Source organism: Thalassotalea crassostreae, from assembly GCF_001831495.1.
Lineage (GTDB): Bacteria > Pseudomonadota > Gammaproteobacteria > Enterobacterales > Alteromonadaceae > Thalassotalea_A > Thalassotalea_A crassostreae.
In genome coordinates this window covers 3,139,728-3,161,329 of sequence record NZ_CP017689.1, presented here as the reverse complement: position 1 = coordinate 3,161,329, position 21,602 = coordinate 3,139,728, and the positions used below count along the sequence as shown (strand labels likewise).

The 21,602-nt window shown below is 38.1% G+C and carries 17 protein-coding genes; 15 read left to right on the top strand and 2 right to left on the bottom strand.

Annotated features, from left to right (window positions below; genetic code table 11):
• From LT090_RS13690 to LT090_RS13660, 8 genes are all read left to right on the top strand, one after another.
• On the top strand, positions 1-2,736 hold the full coding sequence (locus LT090_RS13690; protein ID WP_068545914.1) for a type I restriction-modification system subunit M: 2,736 nt from the start codon (positions 1-3) through the stop codon (positions 2,734-2,736).
• On the top strand, positions 2,729-4,009 hold the full coding sequence (locus LT090_RS13685; protein WP_068545915.1) for a restriction endonuclease subunit S: 1,281 nt from the start codon (positions 2,729-2,731) through the stop codon (positions 4,007-4,009). The genes LT090_RS13690 and LT090_RS13685 overlap by 8 nt, the downstream gene beginning before the upstream one ends.
• Positions 4,002-7,268: a type I restriction endonuclease subunit R gene (locus LT090_RS13680; RefSeq protein ID WP_068545916.1), complete on the top strand. Its 3,267-nt coding sequence runs from the start codon at positions 4,002-4,004 to the stop codon at positions 7,266-7,268. Before LT090_RS13685 ends, LT090_RS13680 begins: the two co-directional genes overlap by 8 nt.
• Entirely contained in the window at positions 7,265-7,972 is a 708-nt protein-coding gene (locus LT090_RS13675; protein ID WP_068545917.1) for a M48 family metallopeptidase, read from the top strand. The genes LT090_RS13680 and LT090_RS13675 overlap by 4 nt, the downstream gene beginning before the upstream one ends.
• A gap of 41 nt (positions 7,973-8,013) precedes the next feature.
• Positions 8,014-9,372, top strand: coding sequence for a hypothetical protein (locus LT090_RS13670; protein WP_082897118.1), 1,359 nt, complete (start codon positions 8,014-8,016; stop codon positions 9,370-9,372).
• Between the two features lie 670 nt (positions 9,373-10,042).
• Complete coding sequence (locus tag LT090_RS13665; protein ID WP_068545918.1) at positions 10,043-10,252, top strand: hypothetical protein; 210 nt, start codon at positions 10,043-10,045, stop codon at positions 10,250-10,252.
• Positions 10,253-10,557: 305 nt separating this feature from the next.
• The gene (locus LT090_RS17220; protein WP_257785271.1) at positions 10,558-10,686 is read left to right on the top strand and encodes a hypothetical protein; all 129 of its coding nucleotides are present in this window, start codon (positions 10,558-10,560) and stop codon (positions 10,684-10,686) included.
• Positions 10,686-11,228, top strand: coding sequence for a hypothetical protein (locus tag LT090_RS13660; protein ID WP_068545919.1), 543 nt, complete (start codon positions 10,686-10,688; stop codon positions 11,226-11,228). The genes LT090_RS17220 and LT090_RS13660 overlap by 1 nt, the downstream gene beginning before the upstream one ends.
• A gap of 41 nt (positions 11,229-11,269) precedes the next feature.
• On the opposite strand, the gene LT090_RS13655 is transcribed toward LT090_RS13660, so the two are convergent.
• The gene (locus tag LT090_RS13655) at positions 11,270-11,962 is read right to left on the bottom strand and encodes a cupin domain-containing protein (RefSeq protein WP_082897119.1); all 693 of its coding nucleotides are present in this window, start codon (positions 11,960-11,962) and stop codon (positions 11,270-11,272) included.
• Between the two features lie 54 nt (positions 11,963-12,016).
• On the bottom strand, positions 12,017-13,126 hold the full coding sequence (locus LT090_RS13650; RefSeq protein ID WP_068545920.1) for a flavin monoamine oxidase family protein: 1,110 nt from the start codon (positions 13,124-13,126) through the stop codon (positions 12,017-12,019).
• 233 nt (positions 13,127-13,359) lie between these two features.
• On the opposite strand from LT090_RS13650, the gene LT090_RS13645 reads away from it, so the two are divergent.
• The 7 genes from LT090_RS13645 (at position 13,360) to phrB (ending at position 21,597) form a co-directional block, all read left to right on the top strand.
• On the top strand, positions 13,360-13,908 hold the full coding sequence (locus LT090_RS13645; RefSeq protein ID WP_068545921.1) for a DsrE family protein: 549 nt from the start codon (positions 13,360-13,362) through the stop codon (positions 13,906-13,908).
• Between the two features lie 130 nt (positions 13,909-14,038).
• Positions 14,039-16,753 (top strand): fasciclin domain-containing protein, encoded by a 2,715-nt coding sequence (locus LT090_RS16855; protein WP_082897120.1) that lies wholly within the window; start codon positions 14,039-14,041, stop codon positions 16,751-16,753.
• 161 nt (positions 16,754-16,914) lie between these two features.
• A complete protein-coding gene (locus tag LT090_RS13635; protein WP_068545922.1) occupies positions 16,915-17,490 on the top strand; it encodes an LON peptidase substrate-binding domain-containing protein in 576 nt (191 codons plus the stop codon).
• An 83-nt stretch (positions 17,491-17,573) separates the two neighbouring features.
• Complete coding sequence (locus tag LT090_RS13630; protein WP_068545923.1) at positions 17,574-18,221, top strand: sigma-70 family RNA polymerase sigma factor; 648 nt, start codon at positions 17,574-17,576, stop codon at positions 18,219-18,221.
• The gene (locus LT090_RS13625; RefSeq protein ID WP_068545924.1) at positions 18,214-18,885 is read left to right on the top strand and encodes a ChrR family anti-sigma-E factor; all 672 of its coding nucleotides are present in this window, start codon (positions 18,214-18,216) and stop codon (positions 18,883-18,885) included. The genes LT090_RS13630 and LT090_RS13625 overlap by 8 nt, the downstream gene beginning before the upstream one ends.
• A 151-nt stretch (positions 18,886-19,036) precedes the next feature.
• Complete coding sequence (locus LT090_RS13620) at positions 19,037-19,981, top strand: YbgA family protein (RefSeq protein ID WP_068545925.1); 945 nt, start codon at positions 19,037-19,039, stop codon at positions 19,979-19,981.
• A 179-nt stretch (positions 19,982-20,160) separates the two neighbouring features.
• Positions 20,161-21,597 (top strand): deoxyribodipyrimidine photo-lyase, encoded by a 1,437-nt coding sequence (phrB, locus tag LT090_RS13615; protein ID WP_068545926.1) that lies wholly within the window; start codon positions 20,161-20,163, stop codon positions 21,595-21,597.
• The last annotated feature ends 5 nt before the right edge of the window (positions 21,598-21,602 follow it).

The window sequence follows — 21,602 nt, the reverse complement described above, 5'->3', positions numbered from 1 at the left end:
ATGAAATTAAAACTTACCCTATCGCGTCTTGAAAATCTTCTCCTTACAGCATGTGACGATCTACGTGGAAGTATGGACGCCACTGAATATAAAGAATATATTTTTGGTATGCTTTTTCTAAAACGGGCAAGCGATTTATTCGATCAACGAAGAGCTGAAATAAAAGCAGAAAAAGAAGCACAAGGGATGTCTGGTGATGATATTGAGATTGAACTCAATGACCCAGATAATTACGCAGGCAAGTATTTCTTTGTTCCACCACGAGCACGTTGGAATGAAGGTTGGGACGAAGAAGTCACCAAAGATGGTATCAGTATCATCGAACATCGCCCCGCTTTAAAACATACTAAAGAGAATGTAGGTACTACATTAAACAAAGCCTTAGAAGCAATTGAGGATGCAAACATAGAAGCACTGCAAGATGTACTTAAAGGTATTAATTTTAACCGTAAGATTGGTTCTCGAACATTAGACGACGACACTCTTGCCGATTTTGTACAGAACTTTGAAAAAATCCCACTTAAAGATGAAGATTTTGAATTCCCTGATTTGCTTGGTGCTGCTTATGAATGGTTGATAAAGCACTTCGCTGATTCCGCAGGAAAAAAAGCAGGTGAATTCTACACTCCAGCTGAGGTTGTTCGTCTTTGCGTTGAAATATGTGACCCCCAAGAAGGAATGAGAGTTTACGATCCTACAGTTGGTTCTGGTGGTATGCTGATTCAAATGCGAGATTACTTACGAGAAAACGGTTCAGACTCTGAAGAATTAGAACTATACGGGCAAGAGAAAATTGGAACGACTTGGTCAATTTGCAAAATGAACATGCTATTACATGGAATTTCACATGCAGATATTCGTCAGGAAGATACATTAAGGAAGCCGCAACACTTTGACGAAGATAATGAATTAAAACGATTTCATCGCGTCGTAGCCAATCCACCGTTTAGTCAAAATTATATTAAGAAAGATATAGAAAATCCTGGACGCTTCAATGTTTGGTTACCTGAAAAGGGAAAAAAGGCAGACTTAATGTTTGTTCAGCATATGCTTTCTGTACTCAAGCATGATGGGCGATTAGCAACAGTTATGCCACATGGCGTGTTATTCAGAGGTGCTGAAGAGCGCGATGCTCGCAAGCATTTTATTACTAATGGCTATTTAGAAGCAATTATTGGATTACCTGGTAACTTATTTTATGGTACTGGTATTCCTGCATGTATTTTAGTTATGAATAAAGCGGGAGCCGCGAGTCGTGATCATATTTTATTTATTAATGCAGACCGCGAATTTCGAGAAGGAAAAGCACAGAATCATTTGCGACCTGAAGATATTGATAAAATCATCCATGCTTATCGTTCAAATAGTAATATCCATGCTTACGCGCGACTTGTACCTCATACTGAGATTGCTCAAGAAGACTATAACTGTAATATTCGCCGTTACGTAGATAATGCTCCTGCACCTGAACCACATGATGTAAGTGCTCATTTGAGTGGAGGTATTCCAATTACGGAGATTAATAACTTAGAACACTATTGGATGAATTATCCACAAATACGTGATGATGCATTTATACCGAGAGATGACATGTATGTCGATTTAGCGCCAGTTATTGCAGACAAGAGTAGCATCACTGGCTTCGTAACAACTCACCAAAGTGTCATCTCACGGCATGAACAATTAATTCAACAAATTAAATTATGGTGGAAATCCAATTTACCCATCGTTGAAGCATTGGCCCCTGATCCTGAAAACCAAAACGACAGGCATGGTAACAATGTTTATGTTATGCGCAGCCAGTTGCTTGCCAGTATTGAAAAAGAATTAGCAGACCAAGATTTATTAACCTCATCACAAGTACGGGGTGCTTTTGCCAATTATGTTGATGGACTCAAAGCTGATTTTAAATCTATCGCAGCAAGTGGTTGGGGCTCAGAATTGATTCCAGAGCAAGATATATTACAGAGTCAATTTCCGGAGGTATTGAAAGAGCTTGAACAATCTCAAAAACGACTAGCTGAATTACAAACCCTTTTTTCAGCTGCAAACGAAGAAGACTTTGAGGATTCAGAAGATACAGGCGTTATGCCTTCTGATGAAGTAAAAGCTATGAAGGCAGAATTAAAGGAATTAAATGCAGAATGGAAAATCCACCTTAAAAGGTTAAAAGCGTTAATTACAAATACCTTTATCGAAATTCAAACAGCCAATTCTTTGCCTCAAGGGGCCAAAAAAGCTTTTTATTGTGTAGAAGGACTTGGACAAAAAGATCCTCAGTTTGAAAATGGCCATCGCATTGTTAATTTAGCGACCCAAATACAGTTTGAATCAGAATATTTGAATCCTATACTGGAATGTATAAAACAAGGGAAACTAGCCCTTGAGCGAAGTCAGGTAATTGATTTGACTCTTTCACGTCAAAAATTGCTAGAAGATGAAGTAAAAAGCATTAACGCGAGTATTAAAAAAATTGAAGAAAAACGCGATGACTTGGTTGAAAGTGCTCGAAGAAAAATTTCTGATGACGAAGCTCGTATTGTAATCATTAATCGGTTAGAAAACACTTTAATAAATACATACAAAAAATACTTTTTAGCTGACCAACGCGCATGTGTACAAGCTATTGAAAATTTGTGGTCAAAATATGCTTTAACAGCAAAGTTCATTGAGGATGAACGTGATTTAGCAACGGAGCAACTGCAAGCATTCTTAACGGAGTTAGGTTATGAATAAAGGTTGGACTAAGCGTAAAGTTAAAGATTTGATATCACACCATATGTCAGGGCCAAGTCCTACTTGTGAAGAAAGACAGATGGCAAGTCATAGTGAATGGGGACTTCTTAAAACTACTGCTGTTGTTTGGAATGGATGGAATCCTAACGCTCATAAAGTACCTCCTAAAATTTTTTGGAACGATAAATCGATCCAAGTTAAGGATAAAGATGTATTAATCACAAAGGCAGGACCAAGAAGCCGTGTGGGGGTTGTCGTTTATGTAGACGAAACTCCGCCACATTTAATGGTAAGTGGTAAAATGATAGGACTTCGTCCTGATCAGAGACTTGTTGATTATAGAGTGTTAGCGGCTGCACTTTCTTCTGAGAAAGTCCAGAGATATATTGATTCTCTGACAACAGGAATGGCTGAGTCTCAACTTAATTTTACAAATCAGGTATTGCTAAATACCGAAGTTGAACTCCCTCCAATAGATCAACATGAAAAGTTTGGTACATTCATTGAGCAAATCGACAAACAAATAAAATCAACTCAATCATTGATAATTAAATATCAAAATATTCAAACAGGAATAATGCAAGATTTACTTTCAAGAGGAATAGATTCTTCTTTGAAATTACGACCAGATATTAAAGTTGCCCCAGATCTTTATCAAAAAACGTCATTTACATGGCTGCCAAAATGTTGGCATAAAACGACTCTTGGTGATATTACTCAGGATAATCATCCTATTTGTTACGGCTTAGTTCAGCCTGGTGCTCATGACTGGGGTGGCGTTCCGATTATCGCAATACATAACTTGAAAGGAAATTACGATAAATTACATCGTTCATCTCACTCGATTGAAAAAAAATATGTGAGGAGCCGAATAAAAGAAGGGGATGTTTTACTTTCAGTTAAAGCTACAGTTGGGCGAGTTGACGTTGCCCCAAAAGGCTTTGTAGGAAACGTCAGTAGAGATGTTGCTAAAATAAGGCCTATTGAAGGTGTTCGAAGTAAATTTTTGAAGTATTTAATTCAAAGTGAATATATGCAAAAAGAGTTAATGAAAATAGTAGTTGGCTCTACAAGGATGGAACTCTCAATAAACAGGTTAAAAGAAGTACCAATATACATTCCATCCACTGAAGAACAAAAATTGATAGAGAGTAGAATCGATTCGATAACCAGGATAATTCACATTGAAGAAGAAAAGCTTGTAAAATTCAGGAAAATTAAAATTGGACTTATGAGTGAACTTTTTCCTTATGAAGAGATAAGTAATGTCTGAATATACGGAAGTTGAGCAGCCATTCCTTCAGCAATTAGCTGAGCTTGATTGGACGAGTATAGATCAAGGCGAAGGTATACCTCAAGACCCAAAGAAAAGCTTGCGCTATAACTTTCGTCAATGGTTATTACCTGACGTCTTTTCTAAAGCAGTTTCAACCATTAATACAACCAGTTCAGGCAAATCTTGGTTAACCGATAAACAGATACAAGACCTACAAGATCAGATATCTCGCCAACCAAATAGAACTTTACTTGAAGCGAATGAAGCGATTCAAAAATTGCTCTTTAAATCTCAGGTAGATGTTAATGAGGTGACGGGCGAACAAGATCCGATAGTTAAGTTGATTGATTTTATTAACCCTGAAAAAAACACCTTTCATGCAATTAATCAATTTCGTATTGATACCCCTGGTTGTGTAAAACAATTCATCATTCCTGATATCGTTTTGTTTGTTAATGGCATTCCACTAATTGTGGTTGAATGCAAAAAAGGTGGACCAACTTGCGCCAACCCTATGGCAGAAGCCTTTGAACAGCTTCAGCGCTATATGAATAAGCGTAAAGCGACACATGAACATGGTTTAAAAGAAGGTGAACCCAAGTTATTTCACACTTCAATGATGCTTATACGCACTAGCGGTGTCGAAGCTGACTACGGCACTATCACATCAGGTGATGAACATTACTACCCGTGGAAAGCTCAATGGCCACAAAAAGACGAAGTTGCTGAGGGATGGAATCAGCAACAACAGCTTATTAATAGCATGCTCAACAAAACGAACCTGCTGAACATGCTAAGAACTTGTTCAGTGTTTATGGATACTGACGGTGGTCCACGTATTAAAGTGGTTTGTCGTTATCAGCAATTTAGAGCTGCTAACAAAATTATTGGTCGTTTGCGGGATGGTAAAACAGTTGAAGATAAAAGTGGCGTTGTTTGGCATACCCAAGGTTCAGGTAAAAGCTTAACTATGGTATTTGTTGCTCGTATGCTTCGAGCTTCACGTGACTTAAACGATTATAAAATATTACTCATAAATGACCGAGTAGATCTTGAAGATCAGTTAGCGGTTACCGCAACGATTATTGGTGGTCGTGTAAATACCATAGACAGTAATAAAACATTACGCGAGCACCTTTCAACTGATAGTTCTGACATTAATATGGTAATGGTACACAAATTTCAGTTGCGAGATGAAACCTTGCCTAATTCTGTGGCAGAGGCTTTAGGCACGTATCAAGCAATACCCACGAAACAATCATTTGGTGTTGTAAATAATTCATCGCGTATTGTTTTAATGATTGATGAGGCTCATCGTACTCAAGGTTCAGATCTAGGCGATAATATATTTGAAGCCTTTCCTAACGCCGCCCGTATTGCGTTTACCGGTACGCCGCTAATCACAGAGCGCCATGGTTCAAAGAAAACCCATAAACGCTTTGGCTCATACATTGATGAATATAAGTTAATGGATGCAGTTAAAGATGGCACAACTTTGCAAATTTTATATGAAGGCCGTACCTCTGATGATGCTTTAAATGATAAGCACGGCTTTGAAACACGTTTTGAAAACCTGTTTAAAGATCGTACTGATGAAGAGTTATTAGCCATTAAGAAAAAGTATGGTGCAACGGGTGATATTCAGGAAGCCGAAAACCGAATAAATGCTATTGCTAAGGATATAGTTAAACATTACTTAGAGCATATTTATCCTAATCAATTTAAAGCACAAGTCGTATGTTTTTCAAAGCTAGCGGCTATTCGATATCAAGAAGCAATTCATGCAGCATTAAAAGCACATGTTGAGAAATTAAAAGCTGAAACTACACCAGACCTTGAACAAATTAAACGAGTTGAATTTTTAAAGGCCGCTGTTGTTATTTCTGGTGACGGTACTAATGAGGCCGCTTATATAACGAGTGCTAGAAAACAAGCACGCGAATGGAATGCTGTAGATAACTTTTGTAAATCGTTTGATATGAAAGACCCTGATAAAGCTAATACAGGGATAGCATTCTTAATAGTTTGTGACATGTTGCTTACGGGTTTCGATGCTCCTATCGAACAAGTGATGTATATCGACAAAAAACTCAGTGAACATACATTGCTGCAAGCAATAGCTCGTACAAACCGAGTTAAGAAAGGAAAGAGTCGAGGCTATGTTGTTGACTACATAGGTTTAACAGAAAACCTAACCGATGCTTTAACATTGTATGCTGCGGCAGATGAGCAACAGGAGCTGACAGATAGTTTAAAAAGTATTACTTCTGAAATGCCTGTTTTGGAAGAGAGATACCAACGCATTTTACAATTATTTGCTCAGCATAAAGTACAAGAAGTACGTGAGTTTATTGAAGGCGAATTACCCAATATTGAAGCTGATGCTGCGGTAGTTCATGAAGCTGTTAAATTACTTAAAGACGAAAAAATACGTGCTGATTTCGATGTTTATTTGAAAAAATTCTTAATGAGTTTAGACATTATTTTACCTCACCAAGTTGCGCATAAATATCGTGTCCCAGCTAAACGTTTAGGTTACATATTGCGTGTAACTAAAGAGCGTTATAAAGATACTAGCCTTAATTTAGGTGATGCAGGTGCTAAGGTAAAAGACCTAATCAATGAGCATTTAGTGAACTTAGGCATTAACCCAAAGGTTGATCCTGTTGAGTTGTTTTCTGAAAGCTTTATTGAAAACCTTAATAAAAACTCTGGGGGCAATGCTGAAGCTAAAGCTAGTGAGATGGAACATGCTATTCGTAAGCACTGTACTATTCATCATGAAGAAGACCCTGGCTTTTATAAGAGTCTTTCGGAGAAAGTTGAGAACTTGATAGACCAATATCAAGATCAGTGGGAAAAGCTTGCTGAAGAGCTTGAGAAGTTGCGCACTGAGGCTATGGAAGGTCGTAAGCAAGGCGAAGAAGGTATGAGCAAAGAAGCAACTACCTTTTATGAGCATATTGCCAATGAAGCCTTTGAAGGTGGCAAGGTGCCTTCTGACTCTAAAGCTAAAATGAAAGTATTGATGGAGGCTATTGTTGATACATTGCAAACAAGCATTGGTAGCATCGACTTTTGGAACAATCCCAATAAACAAAAGAAAACACGTAGTGAAATAAAAACAGCATTAACGCTAACGGGTATTCAAGAGCTTAAACACAATCGAGAACGGGTTGCTATTGAGATCATGAAGTTGGCCAAGAATAGACATGATGCTTTAATTAAAGGTCCCAATGGAGGTAATGAATTATGAACGCTAGAAGAGTTCGAGATATTGATTATCAATTAATGCCTGGTGCAGACAGAAAAACTACTGATATTGTTATTGAGCGTAATGGCGTTGTCGCTGTTCGTCCACCTAATAATTACACTCCCCAGCAAGTTGATGCAGTTGTTGAAAGTAAGCGCATGTGGATTTATAGAAACTTAGCCGAGTGGCGTGATTTAAATGCTACAGCTGTTGTACGCGAATGGGTTAATGGTGAGACATTCCTTTATCTAGGTCGTTCTTATCGTCTGTCATTAATCGCTGAACAGAAAGAGTCATTAAAGCTCAAAGAAGGCCGTTTTTGTTTAAATCGAAAGTTGATTGATAAAGGTGGAACTGAAGCCGCGCAAAAAGCGTTTGAAGCTTATTACTCAGATAAAGGCATAAAACGTATTAGTGAGCGGGTTAAATACTATGCGCCTAAGGTGGGCGTCACAGCATCATCAATTAAAGTAAAAGATATGAGCTTTCGCTGGGCTAGTTGTAGTAAGTTAGGTGCTCTAAATTTTCATTGGAAGTGCATAATGGCACCACCAAAGATTATAGACTACATCATTGTTCATGAACTATGCCACATGCATCATCGTAATCATTCTGATGCTTTTTGGAATGAAGTGGATAAGGTAATGCCTGACTATCGTGAGCGTAAAGAGTGGTTAAGGAAGAATGGCGCAGGTCTGAGCTTGTAGCCTAAGCCTGTTACGCTGTTAGTTGTACAAAAGGAATTTAAATGAGAGAAATATCACGGAGTCAGTTTAACGCATACTGCTATGCCAGACAGCCTCACGTCAGGGTTATAAGTAATGAAATAAAGTGGTATGAAGCTGGAAACAAAAAAGTACTTGCCACACTTATTTTAGATAAAGCAGATCAAGATTATAATTTTGTTATCTTGGTTAGAGATGCCCGAAAGCTTTTTCGCGCTTGGAATATATCCTGTAATCACCCGACTATAGAAGATGCGGAGCAAAAGCTTGTTCAAGAGATGGCGCTTCTTGTTAACGACGGCAATGATGTATATGAACAGGGAGATGAAACTACTCCACCTCATGATATTTTGGCATCAGTTGTGTCACAGGATAAACAGCACGAATACTTCAAAGTACTTGCCAATGAGCAACGAATGGAAGCAGCGCGTAATTTAATCATTGAAGCTGTATATAGTTATGTTGATGTGGATGGTAATTACATTAAAGAATTTCAAACCCATGGTTTTGACGCTCGACTATGGGAGCTCTTCCTATATATATTTTTGTACGATGCTGGGTTTGAATTTAATCAAGATTACAACGCTCCAGATTATTTAGTGTCTTATTTTGGTAAGGAAGTTTGCGTAGAAGCCGTTACCGTTAACCCAAGCAGAAATCCAGATAGGCCTGATCCTCCACCTCCTCAGACTAATGAGGAAATGCAGGAATTGTGTAATGACTATATGCCTATAAAATTCGGCAGTAGTTTATATTCGAAACTTCAGAAAAAATATTGGGAAAAGCCACATGTTCAGGGTAAGCCCCTAATCATCGCAATTCATGATTATCATATGCCTGGCTCAATGACCTGGTCTAGAAACGCGCTCGTTGAATACTTATATGGGACTAGAGCAAGAGTTAGAGAAGAAGACGGGCAGAAAACTGCATATGAGGAAGTGATCTCACAACACACATGGCAAGGGAAAACGATACCTTCAAATTTCTTCAATACAGAGAATGCTGAAAATATTAGCGCTGTATTGTTTACGAATACAGCCACTATTACGAAATTTAATCGTATGGGGAAATTGGCCGGATTGGGCGGAGATAATATTAAAATGATGCGCTTTGGTATGAAATTACATCCTGATCCAGAGTCCCTTGTACCTCTTCAGTTTACAACTGATGTAGATGACCCTGATTATGAGGAGGATTGGTCTGAAAGCGTCATCATGTACCATAACCCTAATGCCTTGCACCCAGTCGATATAAATTGTTTCAATACAATAAATCATTTATGGATAGATAAAAATTCTGGAAGTTTAGTCGGTATTCAGCGCGATGGTGATATTTTGAATTCGATAACACATGTTCTACAAGTCACTGATTCAGTAACTTGAGAAATAAATTTTAAAAATGTGTGCAATGATGTGCAAACCTGTATTCATTCGCTTTGATTTAGTTAAACTCGATTTGCTTGAAAACTATGTCTTTAGGCGGTACTATGCCGCTTTAAACCGTAGTTTTCAGATTCAAAATCCGTTGCCTCACGGCGTGGCGGTTCGAGTCCGCCCACCGGTACCATTTCTTACTCCTCACCACGAGTAAGAAAACATTAAACCAGCTTATTAGCTGGTTTTTTTGTGCTTCTAATTCGGGGTTACAAATTAATACAAATAAGGACAGATAATAACCAGTCGAGAAGTTAAGTTATATATATAGACAACTTAATTGGAAAAAAAATGGCTGATAATATTTTGAACGCATTTAAATCTGGCGTACCAGTGAAATTTAAACCAATGAACATGACTGAATTTTCAGAGCTTTTAAAACAATTAAGAGCACAGGAGTCGCACTAATCTAGATATTTCAATTTTGAAATTCTAAATACCCCCTATCTTATAAACCGGCATTTGCTGGTTTTTTTGTTTAAGTCGTCAGAAGAACTAAATTAATCAACTAGCTGAAGTATTCAACATGGCTATTCGCTTTTTCCTTTGATAAGTTATTAATGTTTAAACGTTTAGCTAACGAATTTCGAAAATTTTCTACGTACAGAGGATAATAGATATGGTTGCACGATTTAATTATAAATGTGATGCCTGTGGTCATTCTGCATTTTCGGCGAGTGGCTTTGCGAATGATATGCCAATAGGACTTAGCGAAGATGAATGGAAATTTCAATTAGTGTTCGTCTGTAAAAATTGCTCTCAAGAGGTCACTAATGTGATCAGTAAAGCGAATGGTAAAATTGCCTTGAAAATGAAATTAGATACTTAGATTCAGGAACTTAAATCTAGGTACTAGGATTAAGTCTTGATTTAAAACTGACTAAATACCTTAAAAATATACAAGTAGTCACGTTAGGGTAGAAACAATGAGAAAATAATAGTCGGATTAGATATTTTAATATTTAGTTTTGTTGGTGTGAGCTATATACAGTTGCTTGAGCCACGTGACTTTGCTAAAAAATTGAACGCTGTGATAAATATTTTTCACTATTACCCTGTACAGGTTATCTTTTCCACTAATCTAAAGTCGTAGATTCTTACACCACGGTAAACGACAGAAAGAAAATCGAAGCAATGCTAAAAAATTGTTATATTGATGAGTCCATAGCGACATTAGTCGATGTACATAATGAATTTAAAGCCTATGTTGTCACCTTAGAATATGAGATATATGTCACCACTGCGGAGTATCAGCAAAATTGATGAATAATATAAAACAATTAGTAAAAGTGCTTTTCATTGTGTCGTTGTCTTCGGTTGCGCTGATTTCATCTGTTAACGCCAAAGACAATGTTGTTGATAAGTTTGATGATTGCACTTTAGGACTGGAAAAGTATAAACAAAAACTTCAGACATCAAACAAGGCTGAAACCAATAAATTCGGGACTTTAATTGCCGAGTCTACGCACCCGAAATTAGCGGGTTCTGGTTTTAATCACATCTTCCAAGGTTGGGCTAACGATGTTGAACCTGATCTTCTCATATTGGAAACAGCAGTCATTAAAGAAGGTAATAAAGACTACTTTATGCGCGTAGTTTATCCTCAAAACCTGCGTGAACAAGTAGTACAAGAAACTAATCTTCTGGCGGAAATTTTAATACTCAATATTGACTCAAAAAAACAAACTATTAATGAAGAACTGTTGTTTGGCGATTGTATGCTCGAGTCCCTCAATGTTTCATATAAAATGACTGAAGATAGTATTCTTTTTCTAGAACATAGGTATCAAACAGAACAGCAATAAAATCTAGAGTTTTGCAGTGCACAGTTTAAAGTATGTATTGCTTATGCATTTTCAACTCGTTTTATTTGCTTTTCCACATCACTTAAGTGACCTGTTTTGAGCCAAATTTTTGCGCCTTCTTTACCTGCTTTAAGTTTTAACTTTTGACCTATCGGAATTCTCGCCCAGCTATGCAAACCTAATTGATCTTGCTGTTCGGTGATGTCGCCGGCGAGTACAAATAGCTCTGCACCGCCCCCAGCTTTGAACTCAAGCTCAGCGTAGGCATCAAAATGGAGTAGTGATACCTCTTCGATATGATCTTTGAATAATGGCGTTGTATAAACACCAGTTGCGTTCGGGATTGCAACTTTTGCCATAGCATTCATTTGCAAGCGAACATGGGTTCTATCTTCGGGCTGAAATTGCCAAAGTTTAACTAAAATAATACAACCGTTATCCGACCTTGGAGTGTGGCTTGATTGCGGAGGATTTCGAATATAAGAGCCAACAGGAAAGTCACCATGTTCATCCTGAAATATGCCTTCAAGCACGATAAACTCTTCGCCACCAGTATGTACATGCGGTGAAAAATTGCTACCTGGCGCATAACGAACAATGCTTGTTGCTCTTGCAACTTCGCCGCCAACACGATCCAATATTCTTCTATCAACACCGGGCATTGGTGAGGGCACCCAAGGTACAGTATTAGTGTGTACTATTTCTCGATTATTAAATTCTGCAGCTACTTTCATTGTTAGTTCCATGATTTATATTAAGTTCGAACGTCGTATTTAGTATTGGTTAACTCAGTTTAGTTTAATTTGTTCAATAACTTTGCTTACTGCACAAACTGCGCCTTCTAAATAACCTGCATCGATATCAGAAAATTCACTACCCGCTAAATATAAATTTTTACTTCTAAGCTCTTTTTCATGGTTTTCTATAGCAAAATTTGGGTGTTGTGCAGGCTCTTTAATATCGAGTTCTGATGTTGAATATCCGTCTGTAGCCCAATCTTTTAGAAAAGTAGATTCTGTTCGTGTTGCTTGCTCACCGTAAATCTTATGCAATTGTGCTAAACAAGCTTGCTCTATTTGTTCGTCGGAAAATTGTGCTCGGTAGTTCGCAGGGAGCCCAATAAAACCAAACAACGCATAAGGTGGAACATCATCGGCACTAGCGTCATGCATTTCTTGCATCGGCCCTTGTTGACTGAATAGTTGTCCTGAAAGGCCTTGTTCGCGCCAGAATGGATGCTTATAAGTGGCGATAAATTTCGCTTGTGCCGCCATCCATGTTGGTACTTGTTCTAGTGCGCTAAATAGTTCTTTTGAAGCCCATTCTTGAGCGTTCAAATGCTTTGTTATCATTCTTGGTGGTAATGCCAAAATGAGATTTTTAGTTTCAATATTAAGTTCTTTGTTATGATGCATAAAGGTGATATGCCATTTTCCATCCCTTCTAGTGGCATTTGTAACTACAGACTGATTTTTTATTTTGCCGGCGTCTAAACACTGAATAAGATTTTCTATGATTTGTGTCATACCTCCTTGCACGCGATAACTTTCCATAGCACCAGCACCTTCAGTTTTGAATATTCCTTGTTCACCTTGTTTTTCAAACAACGCTGGACCTTGGGTGTATTGATTAAAGTAGGGGATATTCATTTGCTTTAACAACTGCTGAATGTGTCGTTGATGTGGAAAAATCCAAGTGGGTCCTAAGTCATGATAATGATTCTTTTTTTGACTTTGACATTGGTTTTGACTGGTTTCTTTATCTTCAATCCCAAAAATTCGGCCGCCAAGTTCAGCTTTCGCTTCTAACAGAGAATAGGGTAATCCAATCTGTTCTAGCTGACTCGCACATAACAAGCCTGAGATACCTCCACCGATAATCAAGTTTTCAACGTACATCTAGTTTCCATAATAAAGTTTTGGGTTTAGCTATTTATCGTCATAGTTTAAGCGTTAGATAAAACGTTAGCTAAACATTAGTCAAGAATGTATAACGAAATCATTATATATGTCTTAATAACATCTTAAAGTTAAAGTTTGTTACTCCTATACCTTTGATTAGCGGCGATACATTCTTCTAATCACTAAGATGAACTGGTATTCTCAATAATATCATTAGTTTGGAGTATGCTATGCATCAATTTAAAAAGCTCACGTTAATCCCTATTATCTTCTTTGGGGTAGTTAGTCTTTCGGCTACGGCCAATAATGAGATGAGCAATGGTCCAGTGTTTAAAGATTATGGTCCAAATTTTATTGTTGAAGGCGGGTTATCAAATCCTAAAACACAAAAATTTAAAGTCGCTTTTGATATTGCCGAGCAGGGGAGCAAGAACAAGGTTAATCGCCGTATTGAATCATTAGCTCGGTTTATAAACATGCATGTGCGTGCAGGCGTACCACAAAAAAATATAGAATTAGCGCTGGTTATTCATGGTAAAGCTGGCTTTGATATTCTCAATGATAAAGCATATCAAGCTAAATATTCGAGTCCAAATCCGAACACCGAGTTGCTAAATTTATTAGCGGAAAATAATGTAAAAATAGTGCTCTGCGGACAATCAGCGGCTTACATGAAAATATCGCAATCTGATATTAATAATAATGTGAAAATCGCGCTTTCAGCAATGACTGCACACGCTATTTTACAGCAGCAAGGATATTCATTAAATCCTTTCTAGAACAAATGATTATTGTTTATTTGCTGGCTGAAAAATAAACAGAGTTTGGCGAAAAATTAATAAAATGTGATCCCTTTCAAAATCATCCTCGTAGAAAACACTGCAACGTAATTTCAGAGAGGATAAAAAAATGAAAGGGATCAATAAGATTATATTACCCTTAATGATGGCTTCTGTCATCACCGCATGTGGCAGCGATAGCGATAACGATATTAGTGATGACGTCGTACAAGGTGCTGCTATGGACACCACCATTGTTGATGCAGCAGTAGATAATGGTAATTTTACAACGCTAGTCGCGGCGTTAGAAGCAACAGGGCTTGATGCCGTGCTTGATGATCCCGACAGTACATATACTGTTTTCGCACCCACAGATGCAGCATTTGCATTGTTAGGTGATGAAGCAATTAACAATCTTCTTGATGATCCTGATAAATTATCAGACATCCTGTTATACCATGTTATTCCTGGTGAAGTACCTGCATCGGCTGCTATTTCAAGCGCTGGTTCAACTGTTCAAACAGCGAATGAAGATTTTATTGGTTTGTCGTTAGATGGCGATTCACTATTGGTTAATACCGTGACGGTGACCGCCACGGACATCATGACCGACAATGGTATCATTCACGTAATTGATGCGGTATTAATTCCACCAGAAGATATGGTGGAGCCTACAGCAAATATTGTTGATACTGCTGTAGCTGCCGGTAGCTTTACTACGCTTGTAGCTGCATTGCAGGCGACAGGTTTAGATGCCGTTTTATCGGATGAAAGCGCTACATATACTGTTTTCGCACCGACAGATGATGCATTTGCATTGATAGGTGATGAGACAATCGACACACTTCTTGCTAATACCGACGTACTATCAGATATATTATTGCAACACGTAGTAAGCGGTGCAGCGGTAAATTCAATCACGGCTTATTCACTCAATGGTACCATGGTAGATACAGCTTCTCCTGCGAAAGTAAACCTTAAAATAAACAGCGTTACTGACATGCTAATGTTCGGTGGAGCAAATATTGTAATGAAGGATATCTACACCACCAATGGTGTAATTCATGTTATTGATGCAGTCGTCATTGGCGATGTTGATGTACCAGCCCCTGCAATGAGTCTTGTCGATGTAGCCGTTGATAATGGAAACTTCACGGTACTTGCCACTGCGCTTCAAGCCACTGGTTTAGACCAAGTATTAGCAGACCTTGATACAGATTATACTGTCTTTGCTCCAACGGATGCTGCGTTTGCTAAATTGCCTGAAGGCGAAGTTGAGAGACTATTAAATGATGCTGAAGCTTTATCGAATATTCTTCTTTACCACGTTTTATCAGGTGAAGTAATGTCAGATGGTGCGATTAGTGTTGCGCAATCTATGGATAATCAAGTGACTATGGCTAATGGCGATAAAGTAGCCCTTTCTTTCGCTGATTCAATGCTGTTCGTTAATGGTGCTAAAATTTCTGCGGCAGACGTAATGGCTGACAATGGTGTTATTCACGTCATTGATAATGTAATTTTACCTCCTGAGATGAAAGACATGCCTGATATGAGCATTGTTGAAGTGGCTTTAGCAGACGAAAACTTCTCAACCTTAGTTGCTGCATTAACTGCTGCCAACTTAGTTGACACCTTGGCTAATGAAGAAGCAACTTTTACTGTGTTTGCTCCAACTAATGATGCATTCGCAAAAATCGATGCAGATGTATTAGACCAAATCTTAGGTGACACAGACGCGCTTTCAGCCTTGTTACTACAACATGTTGTCGCGGGTGCCGAGATTGACTCAGTTTCAGCATACGCTGAAAATGGAAAAATGTTACCCACCGTTTCGGAAGCGAAAATTGACGTGATGATCGATGCTGATACCGGTATGTTAATGATTGGTGGTGCTAATGTAGTAAAGAAAGATATTTATACAACTAACGGTGTAATTCATGTAATCGACACTGTTATCGTTGGTGACTTAGATATTCCTGAACCACGAATGAGCCTGGTAGATGTTGCCGTTGCCAATGGTAACTTCACTACTTTGGTTGCAGCGCTTAAAGCAACTGGCCTAGATATGGTGCTTGACGACTTAGATACAGATTACACCGTATTTGCACCTACAGATGCTGCTTTTGCAAAACTACCTGAAGGTAAAGTTGATGAGCTTCTAGCTGATATCCCTGCATTAACAGATATTCTTTTATATCATGTTCTTGCTAACGAAGTAATGGCTAGCGATGCAATCACTACCGCTCAATCTATATCAAATACTGTAATGACGGCAAACGGTGATAAGGTAGCGCTGTCATATATGGATCCATCTTTGTACGTAAACAACGCAATGGTAACCGCAGCCGACGTTGGTGCAGATAATGGTGTTATACATGTTGTCGATACCGTAATTATGCCGCCAAAAATGAAAGGTATGCCAACTGACAGCATTGCTGACATCGCAGTTGCAACAGATGAACTATCAACTCTCGTAACAGCTCTTGCCGCTGCTAATTTAGTCGAGACGTTAGATAATGATGATGCAATGTTTACGGTATTTGCGCCAACCAACGCTGCATTTGCTGCCATTGATCCGCAAGCGCTAGCAGACTTACTTGAAGATACTGATGCTCTAACAAGCGTGTTATTAACTCACGTTGTTGCTGATGCAGAAATTGACTCAGTATCTGCTTATGCTGCTAACGGTGAAGATGTAACGACAGTAAATAATAAGAAAGTATCTGTTGCTATAGATTCGGATACTCGATTGCTTACCATCGGCGGCGCGAATGTGGTTATTAAAGATATATACGCAACCAATGGTGTCGTTCATGTGATCGATACAGTGATTCTGAACTAACTATCGAGCTTCCTTTGCATTCTTCGATGCCATACTCGAAGGTGTTAGCCTCTAGCGATTGCTAGAGGCTTTTTTATTAATTTCGTCTATTCGCGACTAACAAAGTGATCAATAACAACAGTTATTTCGTATTAGATACAAACAACTGACTAAGAAGTATTATGCAGATCCCAATTTTTCCATTACCGATCTTTCTTTTACCTGGTGGTGTAACAAGGCTTAGAATATTCGAGCAACGTTACATCAATATGATAAAAAATTGTCAGCAAACAAAAGGTTTTGCTATTTCAATTAATCAAAGCACCAAGAAGCAACATTGGGCTAGCTGGGTCGAACTCATTGATTTTGAGTTAGGTGACGATGGCATATTGATAGTCGATGTACGCTGTCACCAGCTGCTATCCATAAACAGTCGCAGTGTGCAAGAAGATGGCTTAATTGTCGCTGAGGTAAGTTCCCATCCACATTGGCAACCATTAGGCCGTAATGAAAAAACAGCAGAATTGACTTCTCAGTTACAAATGTTTTTTAGAAAAAATGAAGATTTATCTAGCCTGTATAAAGATAACTTTATTGATGACCCTAATTGGGTATGCGCGCGTTGGCTTGAGTTGTTACCGATAAATAATACGGCTAAGGAATGTTTTATTGCTGAGAGTTCAGCAGTACAAGCTTTAGATTTTTTAAATATGGTTATTTTGGAAAAACAAAGTGAAATTGAATTGCCGATAAAATAAATTTAATATTTTTTCAAAATAAGTGATCCAAAGTTAAAAGTTGTTCGTATCACAAATTAATAAAGTCAAACCTGGGGATATAAATGTTGCAAAGTCAGTCGCCAACATTGCATTCAAGCGAAAAACCTATTAATACTAGGGTTATGAATACAAATAACGATGTTGACCATCAACAATTAGCAAACTGGTTAAAGTCCGTTGCTGAAAACCGAGATAAGCAAGCATTCACCTGTTTGTTTAAGTTTTTTGCCGGGCGGATTCAAAATATTGCTAGCAAGAAATACAACAACCCTTCATTGGCCAGTGAAATTGTTCAAGAAACAATGACCAATGTGTGGCGTAAAGCTCATCTGTTTAATGCAGAAAAAGGCGCGCCGACTACCTGGGTTTATACTGTAATGCGCAATGCCAGTTTTGACTTGATGAGAAAAATTCAGTCGACCAAAGAAGATAATTACAGTGACGATATTTGGCCGATGGTAGAAAGTGCAGATGTCGAGGAGCATCAATTTGAAGACCACTTTGAAAATAAACACATTGAAAAGTATCTTGACAAATTACCAGAAAATCAACGTCAGGTTGTCAAAGGATTCTACTTTTTAGAAATGTCTCAGGAGCAGTTAGCCGAACATCTTGGCTTGCCCCTGGGCACCGTAAAATCAAGGTTAAGATTAGCCTTATCGAAATTGAAAGAACAAATGCAGTCGAAGTTAGGAGAGCAGCATGATTAAACATCACCCAAGTATTGAGTTACTTACGGCTTTTTCAGTAGGTGATCTACCAGCTTCTTTGTCTGCAGCAGTGGCTATGCACAATGACTTTTGTCCAACATGTAAGCAAAAATCAGCGCAGTTAAATGAACGAAATGCAGAACAGCTATTTGAAGCGGGAGAAGAGCAATTAAACGAAAAAGATTTTGATGCAGCAAGTATTAATATTGACGAGTTGATCGCATCAATAACGAGCAATGACGACATAGATGTTAGTGAACCAAACATTGCTAAAACCATTAACATCAAAGGTAAGGAATATCGTTTACCTAGAGCAATTATGAATATGCCGATGTCAAACCCGACCAGCTTTGGTCAATTAACTCGAGCCCGAATGGATCTTGGAGAAGGTGAAATTCACTCATCATTGTTGGAAATTGCACCTGGTGGTTCAGTACCAGAACATACACACAAAGGCTATGAAGTAACTTTATTGCTAGAAGGTCATTTTAATGATGAGTTAGGTGATTATGTGCCAGGAGATTTCATTATGCTAGATGGTGAACACACGCACAATCCAATGACTAAAGATGGCTGTTTGTGTTTTACTGTAGCCAGTGACGCTTTACACTTTACTAAAGGGATTAACAAATTACTTAACCCTATTGCAAGTTTTATATACTAACTTCAAGCCCTTCGAGGACCTTAGGTCTATTAACGCATGTTAATAGACCTTTTCTATGCCCCTTAAAAACTTCGAAAATATTTATAAATAAGTGATCCTTACCGAGCTTTATCTCGTAAAACTATTAAACAATATAGAATTCGAGGTTAGTATGGCTACGCCTATCACAATTGGAATCAGCGCTTGTTTGGTTGGTCAAAATGTTCGTTATGATGCAAGCTCAAAAACATCACATTTTTGTGTAAAAGAGTTAGGAGAGCATGTGCAATACCGTTCTTTTTGTCCTGAAGTAGCTATTGGCTTACCTGTTCCAAGACCGACTATTCGCCAAATCAAAAAGCAGGATATGATTTTAGTATCACGTCCTGACGGCAGTGGCGAGGTCACCGAAGCGTTGGCTGAATATGGTAAACGTGTGGCAAAAATAGCTGAAAAATTTAGCGGTTATATTTTTTGTGCAAAAAGCCCTAGTTGCGGCATGGAACGAGTCAAGGTTTACAGTGAAGACGGTAAAGGCTCTACCTCTGACGGTATTGGCGTATTTGCGGAGCAAATAATGAAAGCGAATCCAATATTACCGTGTGAAGAAAATGGTCGGTTGAACGATCAAGTTATTCGCGAAAACTTTGTTGCACGGGTTTTTGCTTACAGGAATTGGCAACAACTTGTTGCTTCAGGCATCACTAAACACAAGCTAATGACTTTTCACAGTCAATATAAATATACTGTAATGAGTCATGACTTAGTTGCTTATAAATCTTTAGGTAGATTGCTCGCGCAAGCAAACTTAGATGTAAATGACATGGCAGAGCAATATATCACTGGTTTAATGACGGCGTTAAAGGTTAAAGCTACTCGTAAGAAACATGCCAATACATTGCAACATTTACAAGGCTATTTCTCTCGCCAGCTAAATCCGATGCAAAGACAAGAGTTAGTAGAACAAATTTCGGCTTACCGTACAGGACTAGTTCCTCTTGTTGTGCCATTAACATTGATTAAGCATTATCTAATGACATTTCCAAACAAGTATTTAAACAGGCAGAGTTACTTGAATCCTTATCCTGAAGAATTAAAACTTCGTTACGGTTATTAGAGAAAAAACTTACAATAGATTTGATGAAAATAAAGATGTAGTCAATTTAACTGTTTACTTCCATTTTGGTCAGGCTGTTGTAGCCTGACTTTTTTTAGTCTAATTTTTGTTGTATCGCTAACGTACAAATTATCGCCATTACCTTTGAAGTACTGTATCAATATAATAAAGGCATCTATATGATTCTTTGGTTTCGAAATGATTTACGAGTTCACGATAATGAAGCCCTTGAGCAAGCGCTGAATCATGGTGTTAGCGAAGCTATATATTTAGCCACACCAAAACAATGGTTAGAACATCACCAAGCACCTATTCAAATTGACTTTATTCTGCGCCACCTTACTTTGTTGGAGAAACAACTTAATGACCTTGGTGTACAATTAAACATTATTGATGTACAAGACTTTGATGGACAACAAGAATTTATTAAAAAGCACTTTATCAATGCTGACACTAGCGCTAACACCAGCATAAAAACAAATACTAGAATATTTGCCAATTATGAAGTTGAACTAAATGAGCGCCAACGTGACCAGCAATTAATCGAACTTGGTTGCAATCTATCGCTTTATAACTCCGATGTTATTGTTCCCTTTGGCAAAGTTTTAAATTTGAATGAAGAGATGTATAAAGTGTTCACTCCGTTCAAAAAAGCGTGGCTAAAACAAGTTAATCGCCAAGGATTTAACTATATCAATCGATATGTGACAGACCAATCAAAGCCGGCGAATAAAACACTTGCTAATAATAATGACATTATCAGTGCCTTGGCTACACAATATGGCACAACAAGTTCAGCGGCTTGGCCGCTAGTAGAACAGCTAGAGTATTCCGTTATTCCAGAGTTTCTTTCAGACAAAGTCGCCGAGTATCATAAATTTAGAGATATTCCATCGGTAAAAGGTACATCAGGTTTTTCGCCCTATTTAGCCATTGGCGCATTAAGTCCACGTTACCTTTTGGTGTTATTGCAACAACGTTTTCCCGATATCTTATTCAGCAGCGATAGCCCTTCATTTTCCTGGTTAAATGAACTTATTTGGAGAGAATTTTATCGCCACTTAATATTTCATTTCCCCAATTTATGTAAGGGAGAAAACTTTAATAACAAATACAACAATCTACCTTGGCAGAACAACCAAGTATGGTTCAAGGCTTGGTGTGAAGGGCAGACAGGCTATCCAATCGTTGATGCAGCGATGAAGCAACTTAACGCAACCGGGTGGATGCACAACAGGTTGCGGATGATAGTGGCAAGTTTTTTAGCTAAACATCTATTGATTGATTGGCGTTGGGGAGAACAATATTTTAGAGAACACTTAATTGATGGAGATTTCGCTGCGAATAATGGCGGCTGGCAATGGTCTGCAGGCACAGGTTGTGATGCCCAGCCTTACTTTCGAGTATTTAATCCGATAACTCAAAGCACTAGATTTGATCCAAATGGAGATTTCATTCGTAAATATATACCAGAGCTTGAGGAAATTCCGGATAAAGAAATCCACTTTCCTCACAAATACATTAAACAAAATAATTTGAACTGTTACTGGTCGCCGTTGGTAGAACATAAAACTGCCCGTCTAGATGCGCTAAGTTTTTACAAATCAAATATTTAAAATAA